14 protein-coding genes and 1 pseudogene are annotated in these 13414 nt (G+C 52.7%); 3 read left to right on the top strand and 12 right to left on the bottom strand.

Going from position 1 to position 13414, the window contains the following annotated elements:
- Positions 1–57: 57 nt before the first annotated feature.
- The 5 genes from NH398_RS11720 to NH398_RS11740 all read right to left on the bottom strand — a co-directional run bounded on the left by NH398_RS11720 (position 58) and on the right by NH398_RS11740 (position 5288).
- A complete protein-coding gene (locus NH398_RS11720; protein WP_253018794.1) occupies positions 58–783 on the bottom strand; it encodes a copper resistance protein B in 726 nt (241 codons plus the stop codon).
- Between the two features lie 54 nt (positions 784–837).
- Positions 838–2718, bottom strand: coding sequence for a copper resistance system multicopper oxidase (locus tag NH398_RS11725; protein ID WP_253018709.1), 1881 nt, complete (start codon positions 2716–2718; stop codon positions 838–840).
- Between the two features lie 68 nt (positions 2719–2786).
- Positions 2787–4121 carry an ATP-binding protein gene (locus NH398_RS11730; RefSeq protein ID WP_253018711.1) on the bottom strand — a complete coding sequence of 445 codons (1335 nt, stop codon included), beginning with the start codon at positions 4119–4121 and terminating at the stop codon, positions 2787–2789.
- Complete coding sequence (locus tag NH398_RS11735) at positions 4108–4773, bottom strand: response regulator transcription factor (RefSeq protein WP_159341611.1); 666 nt, start codon at positions 4771–4773, stop codon at positions 4108–4110. The genes NH398_RS11730 and NH398_RS11735 overlap by 14 nt, the downstream gene beginning before the upstream one ends.
- A 14-nt stretch (positions 4774–4787) precedes the next feature.
- Entirely contained in the window at positions 4788–5288 is a 501-nt protein-coding gene (locus NH398_RS11740) for a plastocyanin/azurin family copper-binding protein (protein ID WP_016915529.1), read from the bottom strand.
- A 196-nt stretch (positions 5289–5484) separates the two neighbouring features.
- Here NH398_RS11740 and NH398_RS11745 point away from each other — a divergent pair, with 196 nt between their 5' ends.
- From NH398_RS11745 to NH398_RS11755, 3 genes are all read left to right on the top strand, one after another.
- Positions 5485–5634, top strand: a complete 150-nt coding sequence (locus NH398_RS11745) for a hypothetical protein (RefSeq protein WP_253018713.1) — start codon at positions 5485–5487, stop codon at positions 5632–5634.
- Positions 5631–6068, top strand: a complete 438-nt coding sequence (locus NH398_RS11750; RefSeq protein ID WP_253018715.1) for a DUF411 domain-containing protein — start codon at positions 5631–5633, stop codon at positions 6066–6068. The genes NH398_RS11745 and NH398_RS11750 overlap by 4 nt, the downstream gene beginning before the upstream one ends.
- Positions 6069–6155: 87 nt before the next feature.
- Positions 6156–7412 carry an ISL3 family transposase gene (locus NH398_RS11755; RefSeq protein WP_159341613.1) on the top strand — a complete coding sequence of 419 codons (1257 nt, stop codon included), beginning with the start codon at positions 6156–6158 and terminating at the stop codon, positions 7410–7412.
- A 22-nt stretch (positions 7413–7434) separates the two neighbouring features.
- Here the strand turns inward: NH398_RS11755 and NH398_RS11760 are convergent, their stop codons facing one another.
- The 7 genes and pseudogenes from NH398_RS11760 to radC form a co-directional block, all read right to left on the bottom strand.
- Positions 7435–9747 carry a heavy metal translocating P-type ATPase gene (locus NH398_RS11760; RefSeq protein WP_290441470.1) on the bottom strand — a complete coding sequence of 771 codons (2313 nt, stop codon included), beginning with the start codon at positions 9745–9747 and terminating at the stop codon, positions 7435–7437.
- Positions 9740–10198 (bottom strand): hypothetical protein, encoded by a 459-nt coding sequence (locus NH398_RS11765; RefSeq protein ID WP_044630612.1) that lies wholly within the window; start codon positions 10196–10198, stop codon positions 9740–9742. The genes NH398_RS11760 and NH398_RS11765 overlap by 8 nt, the downstream gene beginning before the upstream one ends.
- Positions 10199–10225: 27 nt before the next feature.
- Positions 10226–11563, bottom strand: a complete 1338-nt coding sequence (locus NH398_RS11770; protein ID WP_008958468.1) for an APC family permease — start codon at positions 11561–11563, stop codon at positions 10226–10228.
- Between the two features lie 220 nt (positions 11564–11783).
- Positions 11784–12128 carry a hypothetical protein gene (locus NH398_RS11775; protein ID WP_022522184.1) on the bottom strand — a complete coding sequence of 115 codons (345 nt, stop codon included), beginning with the start codon at positions 12126–12128 and terminating at the stop codon, positions 11784–11786.
- Positions 12129–12168: 40 nt separating this feature from the next.
- The gene (locus NH398_RS11780; RefSeq protein ID WP_008958470.1) at positions 12169–12345 is read right to left on the bottom strand and encodes a DUF2933 domain-containing protein; all 177 of its coding nucleotides are present in this window, start codon (positions 12343–12345) and stop codon (positions 12169–12171) included.
- Positions 12346–12546: 201 nt separating this feature from the next.
- A pseudogene (locus NH398_RS11785) lies at positions 12547–12739 on the bottom strand (glutaredoxin); the annotation flags it as partial.
- 111 nt (positions 12740–12850) lie between these two features.
- Entirely contained in the window at positions 12851–13348 is a 498-nt protein-coding gene (gene radC / locus NH398_RS11790) for a DNA repair protein RadC (protein ID WP_159341616.1), read from the bottom strand.
- Positions 13349–13414 lie beyond the last annotated feature (66 nt).

A 13414-nucleotide genomic window follows, 5' to 3' on the forward strand; every position in this document is an offset into this window, starting at 1 on the left:
TATTAGCAAAAAAAAACGCCACCTTTCGGTGGCGCAAGTTATAGAGTGCTTAACGATTTAAAACATTAACCTGACACCTGCCACCACGCCGGTATCTTCGGTATTATTCCCGCCAGCACGAGAAAGGTCAGCGGTATCGCCATACTCTTTTACCCAGTAAGCGCCCACGTAAGGCGCAAAGCGTCTGGTCACTTCGTAGCCCAGGCGCATGCCGACACGCACTGAGTTAAGGCCCTCACCCACACCAAACTCCTCAACTTCACTGGCGGCCACGGCAATTTCGGTGCGCGGCTGTAGGTAGAGCCGCTGAGTCAGGCGCAGATCGTATTCGCCTTCAAAACTGGCGGCTACGTCGCCATCTTCACTCACTTGTAATGCCACGTCGGTTTCAATGCCGTAGGGCATTACGCCTTGCAGGCCGACAACCCCATAGGTGCGTTCAGCGTGATCATCGGAGAAAACACCGCCTTGATAACCGATCCCCCCCTGTAACTCCCAAAAATCAGCCACTAAACGACTATAGAGTAGTTCCAAAGACTCAAACTCAGCATCTTCGCCGTCGCCCTGGACATTTTCGCCTTCTGACTTTAGGTAAATGCGGTTGATATCGCCGCCGTACCAGCCTTGAAAGTCCCATACCACGGCTTCTGGGCCTTTATCAGGCACGCTATATTCGAGCCGATCAAACAGTGCCATACCCATATTATGTTCCTCAGTGGGCGCTGGCCAACTGTCTGGTGCCGCATAGCCATCTTCGGCTTGAGTGGTCGTGGCGGCAGCCATGCCAAGGGCGGCGCTGGCGAGGGTTAAGTAGCGCTTAATTTTCATACTGCCTCCTTAAGAAACTTGAACAACGCGGAACATGCCAGCATCCATGTGATAGAGAAGGTGGCAGTGGAACGCCCAACTGCCCTCTGCGTCTGCGGTGATCAACGCAGACACGCGCTCACCAGGCTTCACATTTAGGGTGTGTTTGCGTGGTATCAATTCCCCTTGGCCGTTTTCCAGCTCCATCCACATACCGTGGAGGTGGATAGGATGCTCCATCATGGTGTCGTTAATGAGGATTAGGCGCAGCCGCTCATCTTTCTCAAAATGAATAGGGCCGGTCACTTCGCTAAACTTCTTACCGTCGAACGACCACATATAACGCTCCATATTGCCGGTCAGGTGCAGCTCAAGCTCACGGCCTGGCTCGCGGCGATCAGGCCATGGTGTGAACGCTTTGAGATCCCGGTAAACCAATACGCGTCGTTCGTCGGGATCAATGCCGATTCCCGCCTGGTTATAGCGAGAACCCGGCTGAGCTTCACCGGCGAGAAGCAAACCATTTGCACCTATTTTGGCCTGCTCGGCTGCCATCCCCCCCATAGTAGAGTGATCCATGCCTTGCATGTTGGACATACCAGAGTGATCCATCCCAGCCATGCTGGAATGATCCATGCCTTCCATATTCGACATCCCAGAATGATCCATCCCCGACATGTTGGAATGATCCATGCCTTGCATATTGGACATCCCAGAGTGATCCATCCCCGCCATGTTGGAGTGATCCATACCGCCCATGCCGTGGGCACCCATGGCTTCCATACCGCGGTCTGCAATTTGACGGCGTTCAGGAATCTCCGCCTGCATGCCTTCACGTGGAGCTAGCGTGGCGCGTGCATAGCCGCTCCGATCCATGGCTTCGGCGAAGATGGTGTATGCCCGGTCGTCTTCAGGTGAAACCAGCACATCGTAGGTTTCAGCCACGCCAATACGGAACTCATCAACAGGAACGGGTTGCACCGGCTGTCCATCAGCGGCCACCACGGTCATCTTCAGGCCAGGAATACGGACATCGAAAAAAGACATGGCTGAGCCGTTAATCACGCGTAGCCGTATCCGCTCACCAGCTTTGAACAAGGCATTCCAGTTTTCTTGAGGAGAATGTCCGTTGAGAAGATAGGTATAAGTACTACCGGTGACATCGGCGATATCCCGCGAACTCATGCGCATTTGAGCCCACATGCCACGCATTTCAGCGGTCTGAGCAAAACCGTTGTTACGAACATCGGCAAAGAAGTCAGCAATCGTGCGCTCTTGGAAGTTGTAATAGCCTTCCATGGTTTTCAGATTTCGGAACACCGACATCGGGTCTTCAAAAGTCCAGTCAGTGAGCAGTAACACATGCTCACGGTCGTAACGGATAGGCTCACGCTCGGCAGCGTCGATAATCAATGGCCCGGCATGGCCAAGCTGCTCCTGCATACCGGAATGACTGTGGTACCAGTAGGTACCGTTCTGACGGACGGGAAAACGGTAGGTAAAGGTTTCACCGGGGGCGATACCTGCAAAGCTAACGCCAGGCACACCATCCATTTCCGGCGGTAGAATGAGACCATGCCAGTGGATGGAGGTGGGCTCGTCCAGCAGGTTGGTGACACGCAGTACTGCGTCTTGACCTTCTTTCAAACGAATCAGCGGGCCAGGACTGGTACCGTTAATGGTAATGGGTTGGGCTTCTTGTCCGTCAATAGGCAACGATTCACGGCGGATCGCCAGCGATACTTCGGGCCCTTCTTCAACGCCCTGAGCATAGACATTGGTACGGCCCCAGGGGTTTGCCCAGGCGGGAGTTAACCCCATTGCCGCAGCAGAACCTAAGCCTAAGGCAGCGCCTCCTTTTAACACTTGCCGACGAGAAAGAGGGCGAGAAATGATACTTGAGCGTGCCATGTGTAACTCCCATCAATGGTGAATAGCACTATCTTGATGGAAGAAGCTGAATCAAAGCTGAATGATGATTAATTGACTACTTCGCCCGTCAAGGGCAAAGCAATCGTTACGCGTAAACCACCCAGCGGGCTTCGCTCAAACTGAGAGTAACCCGAGTAGCGGGCAACTAACTGTGCAAGAATCGAAAGGCCTAAACCGTAGCCAGGGCGGCGCTCATCCAGACGTGTACCACGCTCTCCCAAGCGCGAAAGTTCCTCGTTTGCAACGCCCTGACCATCATCATCAATCGTTAGCGTGAGTGCAGTTACAGTGACGGCAACATCGCAATGAACGCGCCTGCTCGACCATTTTCCTGCGTTATCAAGCACGATGCCTAATATTTCTGAAAAGTCGTGAGATTCAATGGGAACTTGTTCTTCCTCACTTGCTGAGTGAGTCAGGTCGAATATACGCTCAGGATAGAGGCTACGAAACATCTCAATCAGCCGTAAGCTATCACGAGTAACGTTGGCCATTCGTCCCGCATTAGGACCTGCGATACGTGAACGACGCAGCTCCGCATCCAACTGGGCGTTAATGTCTTCAATACGGCTGAGTAGTTTATGGCGCCGGTTGTCATCAATAGGCCGGTTGCCACGCAGTACTTGAGTCACGGCTGCCAGCGGTGTTTTTAATGCATGTGATAGGTTGGCGACCGATTCTCGCGAGCGCTTTAGACGAAGATCGATGTCGTCCATGAACCAGTTCAACTGGTCGACTAATTCATCTAGCTCCGAAGGGGCTACTAATGACAAGCGATCTCGTTTGCCTGAGCGCAATGCTTCAAGTTGTTGGCGCAGTTGCCAGAGTGGTATGAGTCCACGGTTAACCGCCAGCATATTGAGTAAGATGAGCATCCCTAAAAGCACGGCGGCAATCCCACCGACCCACCAGTGCAAGGTCGCAAGTCCTGCTTCCACCTGTGAAAAATCCTCACCCACCAGTAGCACACCCTGTGTGCCCTGCCACTCAAAATGGCGACGATAGACGAGCATGTGCTGCGTTCCGCGATTCACGTCTATTAGGGCATCGCCGCTCTCATCTAGCAACGGAGCCAGCTGTTGCTGCCATTGCGGGTCAGAAGCGCTGACCGAGCCATTGAAACGGAGTACGTAGAGATGATGAAAGACTTGATAGCCTTGGCTAACCGAGTCGAGCGCAGTCGGTACAGCCGTTTGGTCTTGCTCTAGCTGCGCGACCGCGTGGTTTGCTTCACGTTGTAAGCGTTCACCTAAAAAATCCCTTGCCAGGCTCTGTAAAAAGATCCCGTGCAATAGCCACGTGGTGACCACCACCAGTAGCGCGACGCCGCCTAACCATGCGAGTAGCCGAATGCGTAAACTGCGTCTATCAATGTGAAGCAAAGAAATACCCCTGACCACGTCGCGTTTGAATGACTGATTTACCGAGATAACGGCGCAGACGAGCGATGTAGACTTCCACCAAGTTAGGTGCGGCAGCGTCCTGCTCCAAGGCGTAGAGCTGCTCTAGTAGCTGATCTTTCGAGTGAATACGGTCTGGATGAAGCATTAAGTAGCGCAGTAATCGAAACTCCGTTGCTGTTAGCGAACGCCACGTTTCCCCTTCTAAGCACACACGTTGACCCGCCTCATCCAACGAGACACCGTTTAGCGTAATCACCTGAGATAACTGACCAGACTGCCTACGCAGCAAGGCCTTCAGGCGGGCCATGAGTTCGGCTTCGTGGAAGGGCTTGGTGAGATAGTCATCGGCTCCCGTTTCAAGTCCAATCACTTTATCTTCCCAGGTATCGCGCGCCGTCAAAATCAAAATAGGCGTACTGCGCTTCTGCTTGCGCCAATGAGCGAGAAGATCTAACCCCGATCCATCGGGCAAACCGACATCTAAAATAGCCAGCTCATAATGCTCGGTTGCCATCAGCGACTTGGCCGCTTTCAATGAAGCGGCCAAATCAACCAGGTAACCGTTGTCCTTGAGACTCTCTGCCAAGCTTTCTGCTAACAAATCATCATCTTCGAGTAGCAACAGTTTCATGGGTCTGCGTCAGATTAGAGAGAAAAATTACCGTACATGCCGGATTCATAATGACCAGGAATGTTACAGGCATACTCTAGCTCGTTAACATTGTCAGGGACACTCCATAATAAAGTCCCGGTTTCACCAGGCGCAATGGTGACACCTGCCATGTCCATGCTGGCCATATCGTGACCGCCGCCGTGTGACATATTCGACATATCGTGGCCTCCGCCGTTGGCCATGTTTAGCATCATTTGACGATGTTCTTCTTGGGCTTCTTTGCTACCAATCACAAACTCATGTTCTAAATTGCCGGTGTTGGTGATTTCAAATTTAACAATTTCACCCGCCGCCATTTCTAGTGTTTCAGGGTCGAACCACATATCGCCAGCATCAAGAGTGATCGTGCGGTCAACGTCAGCGTCGGTCAGGCCACTGTCACCGCCGCCATGGCCGGGCGCAGCCCATGCCGCGCTTGTTACTAGGCTTAGTGAAAGAGCAAGCAAAGGAGTTGTTAAAATGGTGTTGCGCATGGTCATTTACCTCAAAAGGGTTGTTGTCACTGCTTATTTATACGGTGTTAACCTGAAACGAGCCTGAACCCAGCGGGCAGAATATGATCCATAGCAACTTTTCATTTTTTACAAGGTTACAAGGCTTGACCTTGAGGTAGCCCTAGAGTCGTACACTCAGGGCGTAATTTCTAACTTGCTTGATCGGAGGCTTACCATGATGAATGCCGATTGCTTAGCCTTTATGAGCTCAATGGGCTGGTACGGCTGGCTGATGCCCCTGCTTTTTCTTTTGCTCGTTGGCTTAGGTATCGCGTCGCTCGCCAAATACTTGTTTAGCCACACAACGAAGGGAGACCTTCCATGAAGCATCTTACCGCTACTATTCTATCAAGTGCTTTGGCTCTCGGGGCTACATCGGCTCAGGCTGCACTGCCGGACGAAGCTACACTGTACAAAAATCCTCAGTGCGGATGCTGTGATGAATATGCTCGCCACCTGGAAATGCTAGGAGTCGATGTAACTATTGTCGATAACGTTGAGCTCGGCGATATCAAACAGAAGGCTGGCGTCCCTTATGGTTTGGGGTCGTGCCACACCATCGAAATAGGAGACTACTGGATTGAGGGGCACGTGCCGATGGAGGCAGTCGAGGCATTATTTGAAGAGCAACCTGACATAGGTGGGATTGGCCTAGCAGGAATGCCCATTGGTACACCAGGCATGCCAGGGCCTCAGAGTGAGCCTTACGAGGTCTATATGTTCACTGACCACAAAGACGATTCGTTTATGACTCTGTAGTAGATTTTTGGCTCTTCGACGTTGGGTGTGGAATTCGCCCCCTGAGCTGGGCCAGAATATGACCTCCACAGCGGCAGGAGGTATGACATGGACGGCACCCAGATTCTAACACTCGGCCTGGGCTTGGAAGCGCCCTGGATCCTCAAGAACCAGTACCTGGATACCGCCGTGTCGCCCCACCGCTTGGACCTCTATGTCGAGGCGGAGCGAGGCAGTCTCTATCCCTGCCCAGAATGTGGTAAGGCCTGCCAAGCTCATGACTTTGCCGACAAAACCTGGCGGCATCTGAACTTCTTTCAGCATCACTGTTACCTGCATGCTCGCGTGCCGCGCACGAAGTGTCCTGACCATGGCGTCAAGCGCATAGAGGTGCCCTGGGCCCGGCCGGGCAGCGACTTTACCCTGCTGTTCGAGCAAGCGGCCATGTCACTGGTCAAGGAGATGCCGGTACTGGCCGTCTCCCGCCAGTTGGAGATTTCCGACAAACGACTATGGCGCATCGTGCACCGCTACGTTGGCCGCATGTTGGGGGAACTGGATCTGTCCAAGGTGGTGACGGTCGGCGTGGACGAAACCGCCTCCCGGCGCGGTCATCGCTATGTCACGGTGTTCCTCGACATGCAGCGCAAGCGGGAACCGGTTATCTTTGCCGTCCCAGGCTGCGGCAAGGATGCCATCCAGGCTTTCAGCGCCTTCCTGGCGGCCCATGGCGGCGACCCGAATAATGTGGTCGAGGTCGTCTGCGATATGTCGCCAGCCTTCCTTAGCGGCGTGACCGAGCACCTTCCCAAGGCCGAGGTAACGGTCGACTGGTTCCATATCGTACAGACCTTCACCAAGCGGCTGGACGAGGTACGCAAGAAAGAGCGCCGGGAGCAGGGGCACCCCAAGTCGCTGCGCTGGGCCCTGCTGAAGAACCTGGATAACAAGAACCTGACACCCAAACAGCTTTCGGCGCTCCAGGAGTTGGTGGCCGATCAGAGCGCCACGGCCGATGCCTGGGTGATCAAGGAGAAGCTACGCTGGATCCAGAAGGCTCCAACGCCCAGAGCGGCTCGGTGGCGCATCACGAACTACCTCAAGGTCATGCAGGCGGCGGTGTCTGAAAAGCCACTGCTGAAGCCGATGGGGAAAGCCCTGGCGACGCTTGAGCGGCACCCCGACGCGGTGGTCAGACGCTGGCTCTCGGGACTGACGAACGCAAGACTGGAAGGAATGAATGGTCTGTTCCAAGCGGCTCGGTCACGAGCACGTGGCTACCGGAACGAGGCCAACTTTATCGCCATGATCTACCTGATTGGCAGCCCGGTGGGCCGCCTATTCGATCAGGCCAAATCCACGTGAAGTGACGAAGAACCAGATATTGTTACTTAATAGCAATCATCCTAAGTCGTAAAGCATTGCCAATCACGCTCACTGAAGAGAGTGACATCGCCGCCGCCGCGATAATCGGTGATAACAGCATACCTGTGAAGGGGTACAAAATCCCTGCGGCAATGGGGATGCCTGCCGCGTTGTAAGCAAAGGCAAAAAAGAGATTTTGGCGAATATTACGCATGGTGGCTTTTGAGAGCTTATGCGCCGTGGCAATACCGGTAAGATCTCCTCGCAGTAGAGTAACCCCAGCGCTTTCTATCGCCACATCGGTGCCGGTTCCCATGGCAATGCCGACATCCGCTGTAGCCAGCGCAGGTGCATCGTTCACGCCGTCGCCGGCCATGACAACAATGCGCCCTTCATCACGGAGACGCTGAATCACTCGGCCTTTATCCTCTGGAAGCACTTCAGCTTCGACCTCATCAATGCCTAGCCGACGTGCCACAGCGTTGGCGGAGGTGCGATTATCGCCTGTCAGCATCACCACTCGAATGCCGCCAGCCTGGAGTGAACGAATGGCTTCTTCGGTGGTTTCCTTGACCGGATCGGCAATGGCGAGCAGCCCAGCTAAATTCCCGTCGATGCTCGCAAAGATGACAGTAGCACCGTCGCTGCGCAATTGATCGGCATGTGTGTCTTGAGACTGGGTGTTAACGCCCTCGCTTTCCATCAATAGCCGGTTGCCCAGGGCAATACGCTTGCCATCTATCTGGCCTATAACGCCCATGCCATTGGGAGCCTCGAAGTCCAACGCTTCTGTTAATTTTACCTCTGCCTCTTTAGCCTTTTCGACTATTGCATGGGCCAAGGGGTGCTCGCTGCCTCGCTCAAGACTAGCTGCCAAGCGCAAAAGCTCCGATTCAGCAATGCCTTCAGTGAGAATCAACTCGGTCACTCGTGGTTTGCCTTCGGTAAGCGTGCCGGTTTTGTCGACGACGACGGTGTCGACCTTCTCTAGACGTTCAAGAGCTTCGGCATCGCGAATCAACACGCCTAACTGGGCACCTCGCCCTACACCGACCATAATTGACATGGGGGTAGCAAGACCTAGCGCGCACGGGCAGGCAATGATCAGAACACTAACCGCCGCAATAAGGCCAAACGCCATCGGCGGGGTAGGGCCCCACAATGACCAGGCGATGAAAGCCACAACAGCAATGAGAATAACGACGGGTACAAAGATGCTGGCGACTTTGTCGGCAAGCCCTTGAATGGGTGCGCGGCTGCGCTGGGCGCTGGCGACCATTTGCACAATCTGCGACAGCATCGTGTCCTGGCCCACCTTGTCAGCGCGCATGACAAAGGATCCTTGACCATTGATGCTGCCGCCAATGACGCCATCGCCGACTTCCTTTTTCACCGCTAGTGGTTCACCGGTAACCATGGATTCGTCAACGTTGGAGCGACCTTCCATCACTTCGCCATCTAATGGCACCTTATCGCCGGGGCGCACCCGGAGACGATCCCCTACCTGAACCTGGTCAAGAGAGATATCTTCCTCATTGCCCTGATCATCAAGGCGTCGAGCGGTAGCAGGCGCCAAGTCGAGCAGAGCACGAATAGCGCCAGAGGTTTTTTCACGAGCGCGTAGCTCTAATACTTGTCCCAGTAAAACTAAAACGACAATCACTGCCGCTGCTTCGAAATAAACGGCCACCGAACCATCGGCTTGACGGAAGGCGTCGGGAAAGATGCCCGGTGTGAGGGTGGCCAGCAAACTGTAGAGCAACGCGGTGCCGGTACCGATCGCGATTAGCGTGAACATATTAAGGCTGCGATGCACTAGCGAACGCCATCCGCGTACAAAGAATGGCCAACCTGCCCAGACGACTACCGGCGTTGCCAGCAGCAGTTGAATCCAGTTAGAGGTTTGCTGGGAAATAAAATGCATAAGGCCAAACACGTGGCCACCCATTTCTAGGGCAAACACGGGGAGGGTCAGTACTAGGCCGATCCAGAAACGCCTGGTCATGTCCTTGAGTTCGTCCGAAGGGCCGGTGTCAGCAGAGACGGTCTCAGGTTCCAGCGCCATGCCACAGATTGGACAGTCGCCTGGGCCTTCTCGTCGAACTTCTGGGTGCATCGGGCAAGTATAAATAGACCCCGAGGGTACTGACGCTTGTGACTGTTTGCTTGGCTCAAGATACGCATCAGGCTTGGCAATAAACTTTTCCTGACACTTTTCTGAGCAGAAGTACCAAGTCTTACCCGCGTGATTGGCACGGTGGCGGGAGGTATGGGGATCAACGTCCATGCCACAAACAGGGTCTTTCACCTTTGTCTCGTTATGGTCTTCAGACATCGTTCATTCTCCCCGTTTGTCGAACAAGGCGCATGGCTTCGTGCTCTTCAAGTGCTAAAAGGGAATCTAAGAGCTCTTTAGCCTCAGGAATTTCCGCTTTGCCAACGAGGGTTCGATAAAGGTTTATCGTTTGTTCATGGAAATCAAAAACCTCTCGGCAAATGTCGTCAACACTTAGCGTGGAATAGGGCGCATCGCAGGTACGATGCGTACGGATAGGTTTATGCTCCAAATAGTCATAAACGTAGGTTTTTAATGCTTTCGCGTCAACAGTCTGTTCAAAGCGCGCCACAACGCGCTGCATTTCCGCTTCCTGTGCAGCTAAGTAATTGAGCAACATGCGAGCGCGCTCTTCTTCGTGTATATCGGCGCAATGAGCAAGGCAAGCTGCAAGATGCTCGTGTAACTGACGGGTCCAATCGATCAATTCACCAAAGGTTCTAACGTCCATTTGGTACCTCCTATAACGCTATTAACGTTAATGAGTGTGAGAGTGCTCGCTATCATTTGAAGCGTCGCGTTTGGATAGGAAAATCCATTCGCCGAGTAAAAGAGTAGCCATTACTACGCCAGCAACGATGAGCACCATGGGGTCCGAGATGGCTTTTACCCATAAAAAGCCGATTAACACGACAGCATCTAGTAGTATGGCAATGCTAGGAATAACAGGATTAGCCCCCACTCTGTCCTTGAGATGACGAAGCACACCCCAGTGGATGGCCATATCCATGATCAGGTAGAAAATGATGCCTAATGCTGCGATGCGGCTCAGGTCAAAAAAAGCGGTGAGCACTAAGCCAAATACGATGGTGTACACCAGTGTATGCTTTTGTACACTGCCGGGCATGTGGAAATGGCGGTGAGGAACCAGCTTCATTTCTGTCAGCATGGCGAGCATGCGTGAAACGGCAAAGACGCTGGCGATGATACCGCCCGCCGTTGCCAACATGGCGAGAATGACGGTAAACGCAACTGCCGCTTCACCCAGTGCGGGACGGGCAGCGGCGGCCAGGGAGTAGTCTTGGGTTTCGATAATTTCAGGCAAAGATAGGTTGCTGGCAACGGCAAAACCGACAAGGGCATAGATCACCACGCATAGCGCAATCGAGATCGTGATAGCTTTGCCAAGATTCCGCTTAGGATCTTTAAGCTCCGAACCACTATTGGTAATCGTCGTGAAGCCTTTAAATGCCAGTATGCCGAGCGCCGTAGCACCTAAAAAGCCCGTTATCGTAGGCGTAGGTGCATCGTTGCCAGCACCCATTTCGATGGAGTCGGCAATAAACACGCCGACAATACCAAACACTATAATGCCACCTATTTTGATAAATCCGAGCACCGAGGCGACGGTCTCGATCAAGCGGTTGGCGGATAAATTGATCAAAAAGGCTATTAGCAGTAAACCAACCCCGAGTAGGGGCACAAATAGTGAACGATCCCCCAGGTCAAACAACTCAAGCGTGTAGGAACCAAACGTTCTCGCCAAAAAACTCTGTGCGATCACCATGGAAAAATACATCAGGAGGGCATGAAAGGCGGTGGGAAGCGTCGGGCCATACGCTTTCTGTAAATACATGCCAATCCCACCTGCTGATGGGAAGGTATTGGACATTTTAACGTAAGAATAAGCGCTGAAAGAGACAATGACGGCAGCGGCCAGAAAGGCTAGAGGAAATAGCCGACCAGTCATTTCGGCCATTTGGCCGGTTAGCGCAAAAATACCGGCCCCAATCATCACGCCGGTGCCTAATGCAACGGCACCGACCAACGAAAGACTGTTTTCTTTATATTGTGGCGTTCTATCCTGCCCAACCATGAAAGCGACTCCTTGTATTAACGGCAACCACAGCAGCAATAACTGCCAAGGACTCCTGTGCGGTGTTTTTTGATGCTATATAAATTAAATATAGAACCTATGTGCAGCCACATGGCAAATGACTAACGGAAGGTCTGATTTTGCGAGGCCACAGGCAAGCAGCTCTTACCCTAAACTAGCTAGTCTTGCTCCTGGTTGTGTCATGTAGCCGTTATGACTATTAATGACAGCTCCAAGGTTCCTGTTTAGCGTTGTCTTTAACGTTCTGATCGACGAAACGGTAATACTCCTTCTTAAAGCGGTTCCACCGATCAGCGCTGACCTGTATGTCATGGAGCTTGAGAATTTTTTCAACGTCATCGATGCAGAGCCTCAGCGCATCGTAAGCAAGGCTGATATTTCGGTTTTTCTCGTTGTAGACCACCTTATCCATTCCATAGAGTCGGTCGATATCTGACAGCGCTTCTTCAATGCGTTTGGATTTACTAGGCTTGATTTTTAAATTCCGAGTCACCAGTGTGTTTTTGGAAACACCCAAGCGGTGCTCTTGTTGTGTCGTTTTCATGGTCTTTCTCCCAGGCGCGTACATGTATATATAGAGTGGTTCAGTCCTTGTCTATTTTGTCCTTATGACCGCCGTGGTGTTTATGCATGAAAATATGCATCAGTGGGCATGCTGCCAAAAAGAGGAAAGGTAAGAACTGAAATAGGTGGAGACGGTGCTCGGTTCCAATCAGGTATCCCGCCCAAATGACAAACCCAGCAAGTGGCACCCACAACATCAGCAAACGACTACTTGTACTGTTACTCATAATCACCTCAGTAACTCGCCCAAAGAGCCAACAGCAGTTAAGGCCGTTGGTTTGGGAAAAATCAAATAAATAACCCCAATAACATCATGGATGATTTGTCTGAACGCAACCTGAACAGCATCGGAGGGAAATATGATCCTGATCAAGCGCCTCGCAAAAAGTAGGCGATAATTACCCAAGCGGTATCCATAGCCTCATTCCCATCATCATTAGGTTTTCGGTGAGCGATACAAAGCTTAATGGGTATTACTGTTGCCGACACAGGCGCACTTGAGCTCACGTTTATCGAGGTATATCGCTTTAAAGACAGAACCTGTCACACGGTGCCAACGAATAGCGCCAGTGGCGCAGCCAGCCAGATAAGCGTATCGGCCAGCAATTAGTAGCTTCGGAAGTATCTAGGCAAAAAAATAAATTGAGCATTGGAGACAGGTACTGCCCCTGGGGCAGTACCTGTACCTTCGAGTATGAACGTTTACAGATACCCTTTTTCTGCGAATGACGTGCATCCATCACTCCCTACCACCACATGGTCAATCACCCGTATATCCATCAAGCCAAGCGCTTCCTTCAGTCGCTCGGTAATACGCCGATCCGCATCACTAGGCTCAGGGTCACCGCTGGGGTGGTTATGCACCAGAATGACAGCGGCGGCGTTGTAGGCGAGCGCTGCTTTTAGCACTTCCCGTGGGTACACGCTGGCAGAATCAATAGTGCCGCGAAACAGCTCTTCAAAGCGGATGACGCGGTGCTGGCTGTCGAGGAACAGCACGCTGAACACCTCATACTCATAGTCCTGAAGCAACAGCTGCAGATGCTCAAACGCTTGCGAAGGCTGAGTAATCTTGCGGCCTTTGGCGAGCTTGCGGCGTGCGAACCGCTTGGCCATGGTGATGATGTCGGTTTCTGTGACCGGCGAAGTGACTAAGTAGGTGCCCGCCACTTCACCGGCTTTGAGTTTGCTATGGGGCATGATGACCTCCAAAAAATAAAGATGCCGGGGTGGTGGCCCCGGCATCTATGTCGTTAATGGTTGAAA

The sequence above is a fragment of the Halomonas sp. CnH100-B genome (assembly GCF_024124605.1).
GTDB lineage: Bacteria > Pseudomonadota > Gammaproteobacteria > Pseudomonadales > Halomonadaceae > Vreelandella.

Excerpts from the sequence above, each read along its gene's own strand:
- NH398_RS11765 (WP_044630612.1), bottom strand. The coding sequence starts at position 10,198 with ATGGACGTTAGAACCTTTGGTGAATTGATCGATTGGACCCGTCAGTTA.
- NH398_RS11725 (WP_253018709.1), bottom strand. The coding sequence starts at position 2,718 with ATGGCACGCTCAAGTATCATTTCTCGCCCTCTTTCTCGTCGGCAAGTG.
- NH398_RS11720 (WP_253018794.1), bottom strand. The coding sequence starts at position 783 with ATGGCTGCCGCCACGACCACTCAAGCCGAAGATGGCTATGCGGCACCA.
- NH398_RS11740 (WP_016915529.1), bottom strand. The coding sequence starts at position 5,288 with ATGCGCAACACCATTTTAACAACTCCTTTGCTTGCTCTTTCACTAAGC.
- NH398_RS11760 (WP_290441470.1), bottom strand. The coding sequence starts at position 9,747 with ATGTCTGAAGACCATAACGAGACAAAGGTGAAAGACCCTGTTTGTGGC.
- NH398_RS11770 (WP_008958468.1), bottom strand. The coding sequence starts at position 11,563 with ATGGTTGGGCAGGATAGAACGCCACAATATAAAGAAAACAGTCTTTCG.
- radC (WP_159341616.1), bottom strand. The coding sequence starts at position 13,348 with ATGCCCCATAGCAAACTCAAAGCCGGTGAAGTGGCGGGCACCTACTTA.
- NH398_RS11775 (WP_022522184.1), bottom strand. The coding sequence starts at position 12,128 with ATGAAAACGACACAACAAGAGCACCGCTTGGGTGTTTCCAAAAACACA.
- NH398_RS11745 (WP_253018713.1), top strand. The coding sequence starts at position 5,485 with ATGATGAATGCCGATTGCTTAGCCTTTATGAGCTCAATGGGCTGGTAC.
- NH398_RS11755 (WP_159341613.1), top strand. The coding sequence starts at position 6,156 with ATGGACGGCACCCAGATTCTAACACTCGGCCTGGGCTTGGAAGCGCCC.
- NH398_RS11750 (WP_253018715.1), top strand. The coding sequence starts at position 5,631 with ATGAAGCATCTTACCGCTACTATTCTATCAAGTGCTTTGGCTCTCGGG.
- NH398_RS11780 (WP_008958470.1), bottom strand. The coding sequence starts at position 12,345 with ATGTTGTGGGTGCCACTTGCTGGGTTTGTCATTTGGGCGGGATACCTG.
- NH398_RS11735 (WP_159341611.1), bottom strand. The coding sequence starts at position 4,773 with ATGAAACTGTTGCTACTCGAAGATGATGATTTGTTAGCAGAAAGCTTG.